This window comes from Cellulomonas sp. URHD0024 (assembly GCF_000426185.1).
Lineage (GTDB): Bacteria > Actinomycetota > Actinomycetes > Actinomycetales > Cellulomonadaceae > Cellulomonas.
This window is the reverse complement of the sequence record NZ_AUEW01000001.1, coordinates 52727-67983: the sequence shown is the minus strand read 5'-3', so window position 1 is coordinate 67983 and position 15257 is coordinate 52727. Positions and strand designations below refer to the sequence as shown.

Below are 15257 nucleotides of genomic sequence, written 5' to 3'. Positions count from 1 at the left end.
GGCCCAGCATCCTCCGAGCCACGGGGCGTCAGGTAGGTGGCTCAACCTCGACATGACCCGCCCGTACCGAAGGGTCCGTCGGAGCACCGCCGAGTCGGCGTCCGGACGCGGCCGAGCGGGGACCGGAGCAACCCGGTCCCCGCTCGGTCGACGATCACCTGCGCTGGGCGAGCGCCACGCCTCCGGTACCCAGCAGGAGGACCAGCAGGGCGATGCCGGCCATGGCCAGCGTCCCGTTGCTGCCCGTGGCGGCCAGCGTCGGACCCGACGCCAGGACCTCGGAGGTCACCGGGGTCGCGCTGGTGGTCGGTGCCGGGTCGTCCGGCAGCACCTCCGTGACCTCGGTCGGCGTCGGAGTCGGGGTCGCCGTCTGCTGCTGGAAGCACGGTGCCTCGCTGTCCGAGCTCTGGAAGCCGATCGTGTGCCCCAGCGTGATGACGCGATAGGCGAACACGCCGTCGTCGCTCACCGTCCACGCCTCACTCAGGCCCTCGAGGGAGGTGCCGTCGTCGGCGTAGACGAACAGGCCGACCAGGCCCGGGACGGTGCGGTCGACGAGCAGGGTCAGGTGCTCGAACTCGTAGACGAGGTCGCCGTCCTCGTCCAGGCCCTGAGCCTGCGCGCCGGCCGTGAGCGCGTCCGTGTCGAGTGCGCCGGGAGCGGTGCACGTCGGAGGCGTCGGGTCGGCGTTGAGCTGCGTCGGCACAGGGAAGACGCACGGCTCGTCGGTGAAGTCGTCGTCGTTGCCCAGGTGCACGGCGTCCCCAGCCTCGTTCAGCTTCCAGTCGCCCGGCAGATCGTTCCACTCGGTGTTCTCCGCCGTGATGGTGGCCAGGACCTGACCGTCCTCGTCGTACGAGTACGCGATCCCGTCGCCGTTCGGCGGCAGCAGGTACGTGTCGTCGTCCGTGCCGCACTCGTCCTGGACGGACGGGGTGGCCGGAACCACGTAGGCCACCTGCGGGGGTGCGTAGCACTCCTCGTCGTCGGCAGCCAGCTGGTCCAGGTTGGGCACGGAGAACTGCGTCTGGACATCGGCGGGGAACGCGTACCCCGGTGCCGGGGCGGCGGTGAAGACGATCGAGCCAGGCTCGTTGCCGTCCACCGCACTCCAGAGCACACCCGACTCAGGGGACAGGGTGAACGAGCCCTCCGCGTCGCAGGTGGGCGGCGTGACGATCACGGCGGGCGTCACGGTGATCGTGTCCTCGTACGGCGACGGGCAGGTCACGGGCGGGGTCGCCGGGTGGTGCACGACGTGCGTCACAGCATCGTGGTGCTGCCCGGGGATCGCCGGGTGGTGCTCCCAGTGCCCGGCCTCGGCGTGGTGGACGACGTGCGTCGCAGCGGGCACCCACTCCAGGTAGAACCAGTCCGCGTGACCGGGCTTGCCCTGGTCGTACGCGCCGGCGTGGCCGATCTTGTTCGGGTCGCCTGCCGTGTTCGCCTGCCAGCTCGGGTCGGCCGGGCCGGACCACGACGGCGTGACGCCCTCGGCGATCGGGCCACCCACCCAGGAGTAGCGCTGCCAGTGCGCCTCGTGGTCGACGAGGGTCTCCTCGGAAGCGGCAGTGTCGACCACCCAGGTGTCGGGCACGACGGTGTCCGGGTCGGTGTACGCCACGTGGTCGACGATCGTCTCGTCCCAGGCGGCGGCGCCCGGCGACGGGGAGCAGGTCGGGGACGGGCTCGGGCTCGGGTGGCTTCCTCCGGCTGACGCAGGTCCGGCGACGGCGATCACCACCGCTCCGACCAGAGCGACAGCCCCGAGCGCCGCTGCGAACCGCGTGAATCTCATCCCGAGCTCCCTATGGGTCGAAACGGCCCAGTGCGAGGAAAGCCCGGTTCTCGCGTCACGCGGAGGCGTGGATGTGAGGGACTCGAACTCGGGGACGGGGGTCCCCAGACCGTTGTCGATTTCCGACGAACCGGACATTACGGCACCAATTGACGCCTGGTCAGAGACAATGCTGTGGCATTTGGGTGATGTGCCGTGCGCAGGGGGTGACTTTTCGGGCGCAGCCCTGTCCGTTCACGCCTGTGGACGCTGGATGGTCCGTTCACGCCTGTGGACGCTGGATGGTCCGGAGCGGCGCGGAGCGAGCAGCCGTCAGGACGTGCGCGTCGCCCAGAACGCCACAGCAGCAGCAGACGCGACGTTGAGCGAGTCCACGCCACCGGCCATCGGGATGCGGACGACGAGGTCCGACCCGGCGATCGTCTGCGGCTTGAGCCCGTCGCCCTCCGCACCGAGGATCAGTGCGAGCTTGTCGGGCGGGTCCGCCGCCAACGCGTCGAGCGAGATCGAGTCGTCGGTGAGCGCCAGCGATGCGCTCACGAACCCGAGCGAGCGCAGCAGGTCCAGTCCGGACGGCCACGGGTCGATGCGGGTCCACGGCACCTGGAACACCGTCCCCATGGAGACGCGGACGGAGCGCCGGTAGAGCGGGTCGGCGCAGCGCGGCGTGATGAGCACGGCGTCGAGGCCGAACGCAGCGCACGCCCGCATGGCGGCGCCGACGTTGGTGTGGTCGACGATGTCCTCGAGCACGGCGACGCGGTGTGCACCTGCGAGAACGGACTCGACGCGTGCCAGCGGCGGGCGGTGCATGGCGGCGAGCGCCCCGCGGTGGACATGGAACCCGGTGATCGCCTCGAGGACGGGCTCGTCGGCCACGTAGACGGGGACGACGACGTCGTCGGAGGGCAGCGCGGCGAGCATCCGCTCGAGGTCAGGCACCCAGCGCGGTGCGAGCAGGACGGACCGCGGACGGTGGCCGGCGGAGAGCGCCCGGCCGAGGACGGTCGAGCTCTCGGCGATGTAGAGGCCCTTCGCCGGCTCGAGCCTGGAGCGCAGCGCGACGTCCGTCAGCGAGACGTAGTCGGTGAGGCGTTCGTCGTCGGACGAGGTGACGGGCTGCAGGTCCGGGCGGGGCACGCGGTCATCCTCCCAGGGCGACGACGTCGGCCTGGGAGGTGACCGCCAGCCGTACGGCTCGACCGCCCAGGGCTGCGGCCACCGCACCGGCGACGGCGACGACCGGGACGAGGATGAATGCCTGGTGGGTGCCGAACTGGTCGGCGAGGGCACCGAGTGCGAACGGTGCCACCCCGACCGCCAGGCCCGCCGCCAAGGTCGCGCGGCCCTGGATCGCGTCCGGCCGGTGGGGGGCGGTGGCCAGCAGGAGGGCCACCGAGAGCGGGTACTGCGCGCCGTAGCCGAGCCCGGAGACGACGAGCCCCAGCATCGCGACCGCGGGGGTGGTCGCCGTCCACAGGATCGCCCAGCCGCCGATCGCCAGCACGAAGGCTCCCGTGAGCAGGCGGGCGGGCGCGATCCGCAGCGACAAGGGTCCGACGACGAAGCGGATCACCGACATCCCGAGGACCAGGCCGGCGGTCGTGGCCGCGGCGATGCCGGCACCGGCGTCGGTGTGCTCGATCACGAGGCCCGTCGCCCAGTAGGTCGTCGCGAACTCCATGCCGACGGCGGCGACGAGCGTGGCCAGGAAGCACCAGACCGGCAGCGCGCTGCGCCGAACGGGCGTGTCCGAGACCGCGGGTTCGGGGGCGGGCGCCTGGTGCGCGGGCGTCATCGCCCCGCCGACGGGGATCCGCGCGAGCATCAGGGCGCAGACCACGGCGAGAGCAGCGGTCACCAGCACCGCGGGACGCCAGCCCCACCCGATCGCGACGCACGCGCCGACCGCGAGCGGGCCGACGAGCCCGATGGACGACCCGACGCCGTTCGCCTCGGTCAGCGCGGCGGACGACGCGCGTCCGTGCCGGAGCGCCAGCCCGGGCTGCGTGGCGGTGAGCGCGGCATTGCCCCCGACCGAGACGACGAAGATCGCGGTGAGGCTCCAGGCGAGCGTCGGCGCGAGGACGAGGGCCACGACGCCGAGGGCGATGAGCGCGACCGACGCGACGACGGCTGTTCGCCGACCACGGCCCCGGACCAGTCGGGGGGTGACGAACGCCGCGAGTATCGCGCCGACCGCCATCGCCGTCCCGTGCAGACCCGCCTGGGCGTCCGAGATGCCGAGGTCGTCCGCCAGCAGCGGGACGCTCGGGTTGAAGCTGTACAGCAGCCAGCCCCAGACGGCGAACACCCCGTAGAACGCGACGGTGATCCGGTCACGGCGAAAGCCGGTCCGCTCGGCACCGGGGAGCGTGACCATGCGCAGAGCGTACGGCTCGCACGAGGCCGCCGATCGCCGCCCATCGGTCCCCCAGCCAGACGCACCGCGTGACGTTCCGCTCTGTCACCCCTTGTGCGGAATTGTCCGGGTGCGCTATCCATGACACGGCACTCGTCTAGAAACAGGCAGGGACAGCCACGGCAGCCTGAGGGGGCGTCGTGCGTGGTCGTTGGGGTTTCGTCGTCGGAGTATCCGCGGTCGCGCTCGTCGGGGCGGCCCTTCCTGCGGTCGCGGCATCGCCCGCGGTGCCGACCGGTCTGGCCGTCGAACGAGCGGTGACGTACGCCCCGGTCCTCGCTGCGACGGTCAGCGATCCCGACGGTGGCGTGGTCAGCGCCCAGTTCTTCGCACGTCGGCTGGGGTCGGCCACCTGGAACCTGGCGAACGGCACGGCGGTGGCCGTGACGTCGGGGCAGGTCGCCCGACTGGCGCTCCCCACGATCCCGTCCGGCACGACCGTCGAGTGGCAGGTCAAGGGCTGCGATGCGGGATCGTGCTCCGCGTTGACCGCGCTGCAGACGGCGACGGTCTCCCCGATGCTCGGTGCGGGTGGCCGCAAGAACGCGACTGCGCTGCCTTTCCAGGTCGGTGACCGCACGTCGGCGAAGGTCGACGTCGGGACGGGGAACCTGCTGGTCTCGGCGGACGGGCTGACCGTCCCGGGTGTGAACACGGACATCCCGGTGCAGCTCGCCTACAACTCGCTCTCGCTGGGTGCGGGCGTGCCGCAGGCCTCCAGCTCGAACGCCACCGGCTTCGGCTGGACCGTGAGCTTCGCCGCCCGCCTCGAGTTCGCTGCGGACGGTTCGGTCGTGTTCTGGGGTCCGTCGGGGCTCTCGGGGACCTTCGTGCCGAAGACGGGAGGCGGCTACACACCGCCGGGCGGCCTCACCGCCGACCTCACTCATCTCGGAGCGACGTGGACGGTGACGGATCACCAGTCCGCCCAGGTCCTGACGTTCAACGCGGCCGGGGTGATCCTGTCGATCGCCGACCGCAACGGCAACACCAGCACGATCACCTACGACCCGTACGTCACGACGCGGCCGACCGCTATCAGCGCCACGCGAGGCACGTCGGGTCTCGGCGTCTCCCTCGGCTACACCTCGAACCGGCTCACCAAGCTCTCCCAGGGCCCGGCCGGCTCGGTACGCAGCGTCGCACTCGCGTACGACGGGTACGGCGACCTGGCGACGCTGACCGACGCGGCGGGGCGCGTCACGACCTTCTCGTACTCGGCGCACCAGCTGACCAAGATCGCGGCGCCCGGCGGCATCGACACGCGGTTCACTTTCGACGCGCGCAACCGGGTCACCTCGATCCGGCAGGTGAACAGCACCGCCGGCTCACCCGGTGACACCTGGACGCGGCTCGCCTATGTGAGCGACTCCCAGGTGCTGGTCTCCGACGGCAGCCAGGAGCAGGCCGGCTCACCCGCGACGGGGCCGCACACCACGTACACCCTGTCGCCGGAGCAGACAGGGCGGGTCGCGTCGGCACAGGATGCCCAGGGCCGGAGCCGCTCGGCGACGTTCACGGCGAACTTCGATCCGCTGACCACGACCCAGGGCGCGTCCGCGACCACGACGTACACCTATGGCGCGAACGGCGGCGAGTCGCTGACCGGGCAGACCGCCCCGACCGGCTCGGCACGCGGCTGGGGCTACAGCGCGACCCCGCGCTACCTGCCGACGTCGAGCACCGTGGACGGTGGTGCACCATCGACCTACACCTACAACGGTGCCGGCAACCCGCTGACATCTGCCGACGCGACCGCCGCGAAGGCTGTCCTGACACGCAACATCCCCGACGGCACCGTCGCGACGGCCACGGCACCCGGCAACGGCACCAACTCGACCAAGTACACCTACACGAACGCACAGCTGACCAAGATCACCCCGGTGACCGGGTCGAACCTCGGGGTGCGTGACTTCACCTACGACACCTACGGTCGGCTCAAGACCTCCACCGACGGGCGGGCGGTGACCACCACGTACAGCTACGACGTACTCGACCGGGTGACCGGCACCGACTACTCCGGTACCGCCGCCAACCCCGACGTCTCGTTCACCTATGACAGCGCTGGGCGGCTGTCCACGCGCACCGACGCCGCTGGGACCACGACGACGACGTACGACCAGGTCTCCAACGTGCGCACCCGGAAGAACACGTTCGACAACAAGACCATCACCTACACCTACGACAAGGCCGGCCGACTGGCCTCCACGACCGACACCGGTGGCCCGACGAACTACACCTACGACACCGCCGGAGCCCTCGTCTCCATGCAGTACCCCGCGCCCGCCGGGTGGCCGGAAGACGGTCTGCGCGGCCTGACCGTGTTCGCGGTGGACTCCAACGGTCGACGCACCGACACCTGGATGCGCGCGGATGCCGCGCACACCCGCTGGGCCGTGCACTCGCACACCGACTTCGACGCCTCCGGGCGCGCCACCCGCATCCTCGGGGAGCGCAAGCATGCGGCCGCAGTCCCGGGGGCACCGGCGACCACGGTCGTCGACCTGTCGTACTGCTACGCGGCCGGGTCGACCTACCCCACCTGCCCCACCACACGGTCCGCGGACCGGTCGCTCGTGCAGTGGAGCCGCAACAACGTCACCGGCCAGCTCACCACCTACACGTACGACTCGAACCGCCGCCTGACCGGCGCCGCCACCACGGCGGGCACCGGCCCCGGCGGAACGCCGATCCCCGCGGCTGGCTACACCTACGCCTACGACGTGCGCGGGAACCGCACGAGCGCCGTCGTCACGGGCGCCAGCCCATCCACCCAGACCCGCACGTTCAACGCCGCCAACCAGACCACCACGGCCGGGTTCGCCTACGACGGCGCCGGGAACCTGACCGCCGACCCGACCGCCGGGACCATCGCCTACACCGCCGGGGACCAGATGGCCTCCGTCACCCGCGCCGGCAAGACCTACACCTACACCTACGCCGGGACGGGCAACGACGAGCTCCTCTCGCAGACCGTCCCGAGCGGCGGCACGTACTCCTACACCTACGGTGCCGGTGGCTCCGCCAAGCGGCCGGTGATCCAGGAGATCAAGGTTTCCAACGGCACCGCACACCTGGACAACGACCCGACCGGGCAGCCGATCCAGATCCGCACCTCCACCGGCCAGGACGCCATGTACATCTACGACGCCCTCGGCTCCCCTGTCGCTCTGATCACCAACTTCGACGTCAACGCCTTCCAGTACGCCTTCGACCCGTACGGCATCTCCACCCTCACCGAGACCTCCGGCGGCAACGGCGTCCCGCAGACCCCGTTCCTCTACACCGGCGGCCTCGTCGACCGCACGACAGGCTGGATCAAGAACTCCGCCCGCTACTACAACCCGGCCGAAGGACGCTGGACCCAGGGCGACGCTCGCGACACCCCGCTCGATCCCGCGAACGCCAACCACTATGCGTACGCGGCCGACAACCCCATCAACTACGTCGATCCGTCCGGCGCCGACGCCTGCTCCCTCGCTGCCGGCCTGACAGGCGTGGGCGTCGCGGGGGTCCTGGGCACCGGGAGCGGCTTCCTCCTCGAGGGTGCCGTCTTCGGAGCGGCAACGATCAGCACGGCGGGCGCGACGTTGATCGGTGCAGGTATCGCCGCCGCCGTGGGCGTCGGTTTCGTCTTGCTCGCCGAAGCGGCGTGCGAATGAACAGGGACACGCGCAACGGTGCGGATTCCTCGGCGCTCGTCATCGTGACGGGAGTGTTCGGCGCTCTGTCCCTCGTCGGGCTCGCCCTCGTCGCGTGGCAGATCGCCCGAGACGTCCCCGCGGTCCGCCCGGACGATGTCGCCAGTCGGGTATTCGCCGCCGGTGCCATCGCCACGTTCGCCGCGATCGTCACGTACCGCGGATTTCTCACTCGATTCGCTCGGCCCGTCGCGGTCGTCGCTGGGATCGTCGTTCTCCTCGGGATCGGTGTGCTCGTCTTCGGCCTGGCGTCGATCGCGTGGAACGCCCAGTAGCTGGTGGCCCCGTCGTCGGTCCTGGGCGTGTACCCGAGACACGGCGAGGAATCGCGACGGCAGTCCCGTCAGTCGACCGGCGCCACCGCAGCAGCGAACTGGCTCGCGTACAGGCGGGCGTAAGCACCCTCGGCCTCGAGCAGCTCGTCGTGCGAGCCCTGTTCGACGATCGCGCCGTCCTCCATCACCAGGATGGTGTCGGCATCGCGGATGGTGGAGAGCCGGTGCGCGATGACGAACGAGGTCCGCCCGTGCCGGAGCGCGTTCATGGCGTGCTGCACGAGCACCTCGGTGCGGGTGTCCACCGACGACGTCGCCTCGTCCAGGATGAGTATCGCCGGGTCGGCCAGGAAGGCGCGGGCGATCGTTAGCAGCTGCTTCTCCCCCGCCGAGACGTTCGCGCCCTCGTCGTCGACCACCGTGTCGTAGCCGTCGGGGAGCGTCCGCACGAACCGGTCGACATGGGTGGCCACGGCCGCCTCGACGATCTCGTCCTGCGTGGCGTGCTCGACGCCGTAGGCGATGTTCTCGGCCAGCGTCCCGCCGAACAGCCAGGTGTCCTGCAGGACCATCCCGATCTCGGAGCGCAGCGCGTCCCGGGTCATGTCGCGCACGTCGACGCCGTCCAGCGTGATCCGCCCGTCGTCGACCTCGTAGAACCGCATGAGCAGGTTGACCAAGGTCGTCTTGCCGGCACCGGTCGGGCCGACGATCGCGATCGTCTGTCCCGGCTCGGCCACCAGGGACAGGTCCCGGATGAGCGGCTTGTCCGGCGAGTAGCTGAACGCGACGTTCTCGAACGCGACCCGGCCCTGCAGAGGCTGGTCGGGCTGGACCGGCGTGGCCGGGTCCGGTTCCTGCTCGTCGGCGTCGAGCAGCTCGAACACCCGCTCGACGGACGCGACGCCCGACTGCAGCAGGTTCGCCATGGACGCGATCTGCGTGATCGGCTGGGTGAACTGGCGGCTGTACTGGATGAACGCCTGCACGCTGCCGAGCGACAGGGCACCTGAAGCCACCTGCAGGCCGCCGACGACCGCGACGATGACGTAGTTGAGGTTGGAGACGAAGCCGAGCGCCGGCTGGATGATCCCCGAGATGAACTGCGCCTTGAAGCTCGTCTCGTAGAGCTTCTCGTTGCGCTCCTTGAACGTCTCGGCCGCCTCCTTCTGGCGCCCGAAGACCGTGACCAGAGCGTGGCCCGTGTACATCTCCTCGATGTGGGCGTTGAGCTGGCCGGTCCAGGCCCACTGCTGCATGAACTGCGGCCGGGACCGCTTCGCGATCATCCCCGCGATCCACACCGACAGCGGCACGGTGATGAGCGCGATCACCGCGAGCAGCGGCGAGATGAGGAACATCATCACGAGCACGCCGACGACGGTGAGCACGGAGGTGATGAGCTGCGAGAGCGTCTGCTGCAGCGTCTGCGCGACGTTGTCGATGTCGTTGGTGACGCGGCTGAGCAGCTCACCGCGCGGCTGTCCGTCGTGGTACTTCAGCGGCAGCCGGGACAGCTTCGCCTCGACGCGCTGACGCATCTGGTACACCACGCGCTGCACGACGACCGCCGTCATGCGGCCCTGGAACCACCCGAACAGGAACGACCCCAGGTAGATCACCAGGACCACCAGCAGGATGTTGCGCAGCTCTGTGAAGTCGATGCCGACCCCGGGCACGGCTCCCGACGTCTCGACGATGTTCGCCTGCGACGTCTTGCCGGCGTCGCGCAGAGCCTTGACCGCCTGGGCGTTGGTCGCGCCCGCCGGGATGCTCTTGCCGATGATGCCGGCGAAGATGACGTTCGTCGCCCGGCCCAGGATCTTGGGGCCGATGACTGCCAGGAAGACGGACGCGGTGCCCATCGCGACGATCGCGAGCATCGGCCACCGCTCGCCGCGCATCTCGCGCAGGAACCTGGCGGCCGAGCCACGGAAGTTCATCGACTTCTCGCCCGGCATCCCCATGTTCATCATCGGGCCGCCCGGACCGCGGCGCTGGGGCATCCGCTGGACCGGGGCGGGACGCTGTTCCGTGCTCATGCTGTCGCCTCCTCGACGCTGACCTGCGAGTACACGATCTCCCGGTAGGTCTCCGACGACTCCAGCAGCTCGGCGTGGGTACCGACGCCCACCACCAGCCCGTCCTCCATCACGACGATCGAGTCCGCGTGCCGGATGGTCGCCACGCGTTGCGCGACGACGAGCACGGTCGCGTCCCGGGTCTCAGGGACGAGCGCCGCGCGCAGCGCAGCGTCTGTGGCGTAGTCGAGCGCGGAGAACGAGTCGTCGAACAGGTACACCGACGGCTTCCTGACGAGCGCGCGGGCTATCGCGAGGCGTTGCCTCTGGCCACCCGACACGTTCGTGCCGCCCTGCGAGATCGGCGCGTCCAGCCCTTCGGGCAGCGCCTCCACGAACGGGCGGGCCTGTGCGACCTCGAGCGCGTGCCACAGCTCCTCGTCGGACGCGCCAGGCTTGCCGTACTCGAGGTTCGTCCGCACGGTGCCCGCGAAAAGGTACGGCTTCTGGGGGACCAGGCCGATCTGGGTCCACAGCTGGTCCGGGTCGAGCTCACGGACGTCGACGCCGTCCAGCAGCACGGAGCCGCCGGTCACGTCGAACAACCGCGGGATGAGGTTGACGAGCGTCGTCTTGCCGGCACCGGTGGATCCGATGACGGCCGTCGTCCGGCCGGGCTCCGCGAGGAGGTCGACGCCGTGCAGCACCGAGCGCTCGGCACCCGGGTAGCGGAACTCGACACCGCGCAGCTCGAGCAGCCCGGAACGGGTGCCCGGCAGGCTCTGCGGGTTCGCCGACGGCACCACGGAGGTCTCCGTCTCCAGCACCTCGCCGATGCGCTCCGAGGACACGACGGCCCGCGGCACCATCACGAACATCATCGTCGACATCATGACCGCGATGAGGATGTAGGCGATGTACGACAGGAACGCGGTCAGCTGGCCGATCTGCATCGCGCCGGAGTCCACGCGGTACGCGCCGAACCACAGGACGGCCACGCTGGTGATGTTGAGCACCACCATGACCGACGGGAACATCAGGGCCATGAGCTTGCCGACCCGCAGCGACGTCTCGTAGAGGTCGGCGTTCGCGCCGTCGAACCGCTGCGACTCGCGACGCTCCCGCACGAACGCGCGGACCACGCGGACGCCGGCGATCTGCTCCCGGAGCACCCGGTTGATCCCGTCGATGCGCTTCTGCATCACCCGGAAGTAGGGCACCATCCGCGAGATGATCACGCCGATGATGACGCCGAGCACCGGCACGGAGACCAGCAGGATGCCGGAGAGGACCACGTCCTCGCGCATCGCCATGATCACGCCGCCGACCAGCATGATCGGCGCCATGATCAACATCGTGAAGGTCATCATGGTGACCATCTGGACCTGCTGGACGTCGTTGGTCGTGCGGGTGATCAACGTCGGTGCGCCGAACTTGGCCACCTCCTGCGCCGAGAACGTCTGCACCTGGCCGAACAGTCGTTCGCGCACGTCACGCCCGAACGCCATGGCGGTCCGTGAGCCGTAGTAGACCGCGATGATCGCGGCGACGACCTGCACGAAGCTCACGGCGAGCATCACGCCACCGAGACGCAGGATCTCCGCGGTGTCGCCCTTGACGACGCCGTCGTCGATGATCCGGGCGTTGAGGCTGGGCAGGTAGAGCGTGGCCATGGTCTGCACCAGCTGCAGCAGGACCACGGCGATCACAGCGCCCTGGTACGGCTTCAAGTGCACCTTGAGCAGCTTGATGAGCATCAGGCGCTCCTCTCGGGGGACTGGGGGTTTCGCAGGACGCCGTGCAGGAGGAGATCGACCAGGCGTTCGGGATCGGGCGCCGCGGGCGTCATTCCACGTCGTCGTTGGTCGACCGCCCGCATGGTGGTGCCGAGGATGACGGTCAGGAACAGCTCCTCGACGTCCTCGACGGGGAGTCGCAGGGCGTCGGCGTCCGGGGCAAGGACCGCGAGGACCGCCTCCCGGACCGCGTCGTTTCCCGGCTCCGTGCGCCGCGCCCACGCACGCATCTCCGCGTGCCGGTCGCCCGATGCGGGCTCCTCCCGCGAGACCTCGTGCAGGAGCTGCATCCAGCGCATCCCCGCTTCGGCACGGGCGAATCCGAGCTGCGTGAGCACCACCAGACGCTCACGCAGCGGCAGGCTCATGTCCACCGCATTGATCTCGGGCACGCCGGCGGCGGGGTCGACGGCAGCCATGACCGCCTCGTACACGAGCGTGCGCTTGTCCGTGAACACGCGGAAGAGCGTGCCCTCGGCGACACCGGCGGCCTCGGCGAGCTCGCGAGTGGTGACGGCGGCGCCGCGTTCCAGGAGCACCGGGCGGACGGCCGTCAGGATCGCGGCCCGGCGCTCGTCCGGTGGCAGCGGAGCGGCTCGAACCTTGGCAGGCGGCGCAACGATCTCCATGCGGCCGACACTAACTGAGTGAGCACTCACTCCGCTACCCGTTCGCTGTGAGCGAACGACGACGCCGTGGCCGACGAAGACGAAGGGCCGGGCCCAGCGGCCCGGCCCCTCGTCCCGTCAGGCGCCTGTTGCCGGCTGCTCAGGGGCTCGCGGTGGAACCGCCCCGGAACCCGGCTTCTGTCCCAGCTCGGCTGCGGGGTCGAACGGCACCCCGCTGAGCGTGCCGGAGCTTGTCGCGTCCGCGGTCGCGGCTGCCGACTCACGCCGCGCCTCGGCGAGCGCCTCGGCGGGGTCCGTCAGGGTCGTCGCCGGCAGGTCGTCGCCCAGCGGCGACGTGCCCGCGGGCCGCGTCGACTCCTCGGTGAACGGTCCGCCGAAGCCCTTGGCGAAGGTGCCCAGCGCGCTGGTCAGCTCGGACGGAAGGAACCACATCTTGTTGGACGGGTACGCCGCGATCTTCGGCAGCGTCTGCAGGTACTGGTACGCCAGCAGCTTCGGGTCGGCGTCGCCACGGTGGACGGCGTCGAACACCTGCAGGATCGCTCGGGCCTCACCCTCGGCGTTGAGGATCGCCGCCTGGGCGTTGCCCTCGGCGCGCAGGATCGCCGACTGCTTCTCGCCCTCCGCGGTCAGGATCTGCGACTGCTTGATGCCCTCCGCGGTGAGGATCGTGGCGCGACGGTCACGCTCGGCGCGCATCTGCTGCTCCATCGAGCCCTTGATGCTCTCGGGCGGGTCGATCGACTTGAGCTCGACGCGGTTGACGCGCACACCCCACTTGCCGGTCGCCTCGTCCAGCACGCCACGGAGCTGCCCGTTGATCTGGTCACGGCTCGTCAGCGTCTGCTCGAGGTCCATCGACCCGACGACGTTGCGCAGGGTGGTGACGGTGAGCTGCTCGATGCCCTGGATGTAGTTGGCGATCTCGTACACCGCCGACTTCGGCTCGGTGACCTGGAAGTAGATGACCGTGTCGATGCTCACCACGAGGTTGTCGGAGGTGATCACCGGCTGCGGCGGGAACGACACCACCTGCTCGCGCAGGTCGACACCGGCACGGACCCGGTCGATGAACGGGATCAGCAGGTGCAGACCGGCGTCCAGCGTCCGCGAGTAACGGCCGAGCCGCTCGACGACGACCGCAGTGGCCTGCGGCACGATCCGCACCGCGCGCACGAGCGCGATGATCACGAACAGCAGGATCAGGCCGCCGACGATGTAGGCAGCGATCGTTTGAGGGTCGTCCATCTATGTCCTCCAGGAGGTCACTCGCCGGCACCCTGCCCACGAGTAGTACGCACGATCAGGAAGGGCTCAGCCGCCGACGAGGGGTGCGACGACCGCCGTGGCGCCGTCGATGCGCGCGACGCGCACCTCCGTACCGGGCGGGATCGCCAACGCGTCGTCGACGCGGGCGCTCCAGACCTCCCCGTTGAGCTTCACGCGCCCACCCTCGACGGTCACGGTCGAGACGACGACGGCTTCCTTGCCGACGAGGGCCGCAGCATTGGTCTCCACCAGCACCGTGCGCTCACGCAGGCGCTTGAGCAGGAAGGGGCGCAGCGTCGCCAGCAGCACGACGGACGTCAGCGCTGCGACCAGGAACTGGACGCCGACCGGGGCATCCAGCCCCGCGGCGACGGCGCCGGCCAGGCACCCGCCCGCGAACATGACGAGGACGAGGTCGAGGGAGAGCATCTCGAGGATGCCGAACAGCACTGCCCCGCCGACCCACCACAGCCAATCCATCGGGCTCACTCCCCTGCACCTGGCGGTCTCCGACGTCGGATCCGTCCTTCGATACTAGGGCGCGGACGACGTCAGCGTGGGCCACTCGCGCGGGCAGACCAGCGCCCGTCGATCTTGTCGACCACGAGCTCCAGATCGAATGCACCGGAGAGCGTCTGGGCGGTGAGCACCTCGTCCACGGGACCCGCGGCGAACACCTTCCCCTGCCGGAGCAGGAGCACGTGGGTGAAACCCTGCGGGATCTCCTCGACGTGGTGCGTGACGAGCACCAGCACGGGCGACTTCCGGTCCGCGGCCAGCTCGGCGAGCGCGGCGACCAGCTCTTCGCGTCCGCCGAGGTCGAGGCCGGCGGCCGGCTCGTCGAGCAGCAGGAGCTCCGGGTCGGTCATCAGGGAGCGAGCGATCTGGACGCGCTTGCGCTCCCCTTCGCTGAGGGTGCCGAAGTACCGGTCGCTCAGGTGCGCCACCCCGAACGCGCCGAGCAGATCGGTCGCGCGTGCCTCGTCGAGCGACTCGTAGCTCTCGCGCCATCGGCCGGTGACCCCGTAGGCGGCAGTCAGGACCACGTCACGCACCGTCTCACCCGCGGGGATCTTGTCCGCCAGCGCGGCACTCGACAGGCCGATGCGCGGACGCAGCTCGAACACGTCGACACGGCCGAGCCGTGATCCCAGCAGGTCGGCGGTGCCTGTCGTCGGGTGCATGCGCCCGGAGGCGACCTGCACCAGGGTCGTCTTGCCCGCACCGTTGCGGCCGAGCACCACCCAGCGCTCACCGTCCCGGACCGTCCACGACACGTCGTCCAGGATGGTCGTGGTCCCGCGGCGGATGCTCACGGCCTGCAGGTCGAGCACGTCGGTCATGGG

Annotated in this window: 11 protein-coding genes; 2 read left to right on the top strand and 9 right to left on the bottom strand. The window is 70.2% G+C overall.

The genetic code is table 11. The features are described from left to right. Positions 1-154: 154 nt before the first annotated feature. From I847_RS0100280 to I847_RS0100270, 3 genes are all read right to left on the bottom strand, one after another. Positions 155-1798 carry a hypothetical protein gene (locus I847_RS0100280; RefSeq protein ID WP_028048083.1) on the bottom strand — a complete coding sequence of 548 codons (1644 nt, stop codon included), beginning with the start codon at positions 1796-1798 and terminating at the stop codon, positions 155-157. 312 nt (positions 1799-2110) lie between these two features. After that, the gene (locus I847_RS0100275) at positions 2111-2938 is read right to left on the bottom strand and encodes an RNA methyltransferase (protein ID WP_028048082.1); all 828 of its coding nucleotides are present in this window, start codon (positions 2936-2938) and stop codon (positions 2111-2113) included. A gap of 4 nt (positions 2939-2942) precedes the next feature. Beyond that, positions 2943-4181 (bottom strand): sugar MFS transporter, encoded by a 1239-nt coding sequence (locus I847_RS0100270; RefSeq protein WP_028048081.1) that lies wholly within the window; start codon positions 4179-4181, stop codon positions 2943-2945. A gap of 179 nt (positions 4182-4360) precedes the next feature. On the opposite strand from I847_RS0100270, the gene I847_RS0100265 reads away from it, so the two are divergent. Together I847_RS0100265 and I847_RS0100260 are read left to right on the top strand one after the other, a co-directional pair. Then, positions 4361-7882: an RHS repeat domain-containing protein gene (locus I847_RS0100265; protein ID WP_155855924.1), complete on the top strand. Its 3522-nt coding sequence runs from the start codon at positions 4361-4363 to the stop codon at positions 7880-7882. Further along, a complete protein-coding gene (locus I847_RS0100260; RefSeq protein ID WP_028048079.1) occupies positions 7879-8196 on the top strand; it encodes a hypothetical protein in 318 nt (105 codons plus the stop codon). Before I847_RS0100265 ends, I847_RS0100260 begins: the two co-directional genes overlap by 4 nt. Before the next feature lie 68 nt (positions 8197-8264). On the opposite strand, the gene I847_RS0100255 is transcribed toward I847_RS0100260, so the two are convergent. The 6 genes from I847_RS0100255 to I847_RS0100230 all read right to left on the bottom strand — a co-directional run bounded on the left by I847_RS0100255 (position 8265) and on the right by I847_RS0100230 (position 15254). Next, positions 8265-10238, bottom strand: coding sequence for an ABC transporter ATP-binding protein (locus tag I847_RS0100255; RefSeq protein ID WP_028048078.1), 1974 nt, complete (start codon positions 10236-10238; stop codon positions 8265-8267). Further along, positions 10235-11974, bottom strand: coding sequence for an ABC transporter ATP-binding protein (locus tag I847_RS0100250; RefSeq protein WP_028048077.1), 1740 nt, complete (start codon positions 11972-11974; stop codon positions 10235-10237). Before I847_RS0100250 ends, I847_RS0100255 begins: the two co-directional genes overlap by 4 nt. Beyond that, positions 11974-12642: a TetR/AcrR family transcriptional regulator gene (locus I847_RS21145; protein ID WP_034608643.1), complete on the bottom strand. Its 669-nt coding sequence runs from the start codon at positions 12640-12642 to the stop codon at positions 11974-11976. Before I847_RS21145 ends, I847_RS0100250 begins: the two co-directional genes overlap by 1 nt. A gap of 117 nt (positions 12643-12759) precedes the next feature. Further along, a complete protein-coding gene (locus I847_RS0100240) occupies positions 12760-13890 on the bottom strand; it encodes an SPFH domain-containing protein (RefSeq protein WP_028048076.1) in 1131 nt (376 codons plus the stop codon). Positions 13891-13956: 66 nt separating this feature from the next. After that, complete coding sequence (locus I847_RS0100235) at positions 13957-14391, bottom strand: NfeD family protein (RefSeq protein WP_028048075.1); 435 nt, start codon at positions 14389-14391, stop codon at positions 13957-13959. A 71-nt stretch (positions 14392-14462) separates the two neighbouring features. Then, entirely contained in the window at positions 14463-15254 is a 792-nt protein-coding gene (locus I847_RS0100230) for an ABC transporter ATP-binding protein (RefSeq protein ID WP_028048074.1), read from the bottom strand. Positions 15255-15257 lie beyond the last annotated feature (3 nt).

What these genes read in the sequence shown, in the direction of transcription:
- I847_RS0100280 (WP_028048083.1), bottom strand. Translation starts at nt 1,798, where the DNA reads ATGAGATTCACGCGGTTCGCAGCGGCGCTCGGGGCTGTCGCTCTGGTC.
- I847_RS0100270 (WP_028048081.1), bottom strand. Translation starts at nt 4,181, where the DNA reads ATGGTCACGCTCCCCGGTGCCGAGCGGACCGGCTTTCGCCGTGACCGG.
- I847_RS0100260 (WP_028048079.1), top strand. Translation starts at nt 7,879, where the DNA reads ATGAACAGGGACACGCGCAACGGTGCGGATTCCTCGGCGCTCGTCATC.
- I847_RS0100255 (WP_028048078.1), bottom strand. Translation starts at nt 10,238, where the DNA reads ATGAGCACGGAACAGCGTCCCGCCCCGGTCCAGCGGATGCCCCAGCGC.
- I847_RS0100250 (WP_028048077.1), bottom strand. Translation starts at nt 11,974, where the DNA reads ATGCTCATCAAGCTGCTCAAGGTGCACTTGAAGCCGTACCAGGGCGCT.
- I847_RS21145 (WP_034608643.1), bottom strand. Translation starts at nt 12,642, where the DNA reads ATGGAGATCGTTGCGCCGCCTGCCAAGGTTCGAGCCGCTCCGCTGCCA.
- I847_RS0100240 (WP_028048076.1), bottom strand. Translation starts at nt 13,890, where the DNA reads ATGGACGACCCTCAAACGATCGCTGCCTACATCGTCGGCGGCCTGATC.
- I847_RS0100235 (WP_028048075.1), bottom strand. Translation starts at nt 14,391, where the DNA reads ATGGATTGGCTGTGGTGGGTCGGCGGGGCAGTGCTGTTCGGCATCCTC.
- I847_RS0100230 (WP_028048074.1), bottom strand. Translation starts at nt 15,254, where the DNA reads ATGACCGACGTGCTCGACCTGCAGGCCGTGAGCATCCGCCGCGGGACC.